Source organism: Paraburkholderia sp. BR10937 (assembly GCF_040965695.1).
Taxonomy (GTDB): Bacteria; Pseudomonadota; Gammaproteobacteria; order Burkholderiales; family Burkholderiaceae; genus Paraburkholderia.
This window is the reverse complement of the sequence record NZ_JBFRCL010000127.1, coordinates 1-2481: the sequence shown is the minus strand read 5'-3', so window position 1 is coordinate 2481 and position 2481 is coordinate 1. Positions and strand designations below refer to the sequence as shown.

The following is a 2481-nucleotide window of genomic DNA, read 5'->3' as shown; positions in this document are numbered from 1 at the left end:
GTGCGCCATGCCTATGACTGGAAATCTGCGATGAACCAGTTTGCCATCCTGTTTGGCGAGCGGTTTACGCGGGCGCGCGGGTAGCGTTTTTTTTAACCGCCTCGCCCACAAAAATGCGGACAGGTTCGACGATCCGCCGCTGGTGCGACAAATTCGGCGTGGGCCTCGCACATCGCGTCAAAGTTGCCCGCCGCAAGCCTGGGCGCACATGGCATCTGGACGAAGTCTTCGTTACGTTGCGCGGTGAGCCTTATCTGCTCTGGCGGGCAGTCGACCAGCACGTCGCCGAACTCGACATCCTGCTGCAGAAACATCGCGATAAGGCCGCAGCAAAGCGCTTCTTCAACCGCGTGCTGGCCGCCTGTGCCAACGCGCCACGAAGGATTGTCATCGAACACCAGACCCATTCACCGGAGCAACCATGCGACTATCGCCTGATTCACAGCATATGGCCAGCTATTACCTTCAGCAAGGTTATGACGCGCAGTCCACCACCAACGAGGTTAACCGGCATCGCCCTGGCCGGATTCCCTACCAGGCGGATGACATCCGGCAATTCCGCCAGAATCAGAATGCAGCATCTGTGCTGGGTGGACTGCCCCAACGAGGCAGGGGGCAGTCAGGTCAATCACATGTTCCCCGCGCTTCAATAAACCAACCGACCGTAGCGCCTACTCTTGATCAACAGATCACGCAGTTGCAAGACGAGAGGTCCTACCTTGCAAACGTGGACGGCCGCATCGATCGTCGGATTGCTGAACTGCAAGATCAGTTGCGCAATCCAGCTCCTCCGCCGCAAAGCGCCCCTGCAGGCAGCGGTGGTCCAGCAGCCAGCGCACTGACGCACTACTCTCAAGCCGATCTGACGCGGGAGTTGATTGCGCGCCGCAACCCTCAAGACTTCGCTGGCGCACCATTGCCTTCCGGGATCGATAGTCGCGCAACCGGATCGACGTATGACTCGCGCTATTCCGATGCGTCTGGGCAGCTCCCACCCAGCTCACTTGCCAGTTCCTCAAGAGCGCCAGCAACAGTGACAAATTCCAGCCGCGAGGGCAGGCAGGTGGCAGCCGCGCCCTATCCTCCCCCCTCGCAACGTTCCCGCTCGAGCGCCACAACCGTCAAGCCTATCAATTGCAGCCACAAGCCAGGCGGTGTCGTCAATACGGACACATTTGTTGGATGTGACGTCACCGATGATGAACTGAAGCAAGGCGACAAGAAAGCCCTAGACCGAGTTGCAAGGCGAAAATCAATGTATCAAAAAGCGCAAAAACTAGGCGTAACGACGACCGGCGCGGTTGACCGGGCAGAAAAAGACGCCCGGGCCGCCGCCAAGGGCTTCCCCAGCCGACAGGCGGCTGAGCACGCAGCAAGAGACGCCCTGGCCGCCGCCAGAGGCTTCCCCAGCCGACAGGCGGCTGAGCGCGCAGCAAGAGACGCCCGGGCCGCCGCCAAAGGCTTCCCCAGCCGACAGGCGGCTGAGCGCGCAGCAAGAGACGTCCGGGCCGCCCGTCAGCTAGGGTCGGAGGCAATGGACGCTGATCTTGCCAGAATTCAAGCGGGCGAAAGAGCGTTGGCAGAGAGAGGAGGTATGTCCGTTAACGGGGTATCAACAAGGTAAGCATAAGTTCCTATCATAAGCCTTGGAGTTATAAAGACTGCGCCGGTTATTAGGATTTGTGCAGTAACCTCTGATTTTTCTTGCGCTAATCTGAGCGGCCCTCTGCGATCCGGACGATCCGCAATGGCTACCCTCGAACGCACCGCGTACCCGCGCTTCCCCGAGGTCCTGGCATCCCGGGAACTGCAAACCTGCTACACGCCACTGCCCGACGAGCTCGAATGGGCACGCCGGTCAACGCGCGGCGAGCGACCTCGACTGGGCCTGCTGGTGCTGCTGAAGGTCTTTCAGCAACTGCACTATTTCCCTCCGCTCGATACCATTCCGGCGGCGTCGTTGAACAAGTTCGGGCAGCCGCCGATATCGGCGACACCATGCAATTAGGCTACGACACTGAGACCTCCCCAACGCTGTTCCGGCATTACGCGGCGGTTCGCACCTGGCTCGACGTGAACCGTATTACGGCACCGACGCGAACGCGATCGCGACACGGGCAGGTACCAGCGAACGCACAGAATGATGATCTCCCGATCAAAATGGCGTCCGCCGAACAACCTCTCCGGACTCTTCAGCTTGCTCATCTCGGCTCGTCGGTTCGTTTTGTTCCGACAACTCTAACCCATTCGCCGGCCCTATTTGCACCAGAGCCAGCCAAGGCGGCGAACCCCACAAACAGCATTTCCTTGATTCGCATCAGTGACTTTGCCATTTGGTGGGACTATCTTGCTTGCTAAGGAAGGTCTGCACAATACGTTTTCAGAGCGCCGATCTTTTTTCACGTTGGGCGTATCGGCCGCAGAATCTGCTAGCAGGTTGGTCGTCCGGCTTTTGAAGCATGATGACCTGCGTTTGCCGAG

Annotated in this window: 1 protein-coding gene and 2 pseudogenes; 2 read left to right on the top strand and 1 reads right to left on the bottom strand. The window is 59.3% G+C overall.

Features of this window, described 5'->3' with window-relative positions:
* Positions 1-128: 128 nt before the first annotated feature.
* Positions 129-395: pseudogene (locus AB4Y44_RS42190) on the top strand (DDE-type integrase/transposase/recombinase); the annotation flags it as partial.
* Positions 396-1747: 1352 nt separating this feature from the next.
* Positions 1748-2120, top strand: a pseudogene (locus AB4Y44_RS42185) (DUF4158 domain-containing protein); the annotation flags it as partial.
* Positions 2121-2256: 136 nt separating this feature from the next.
* Here the strand turns inward: AB4Y44_RS42185 and AB4Y44_RS42180 are convergent.
* Positions 2257-2481 (bottom strand): hypothetical protein (locus AB4Y44_RS42180; RefSeq protein ID WP_368702790.1); only part of this gene is annotated, 225 nt, incomplete at its 5' end.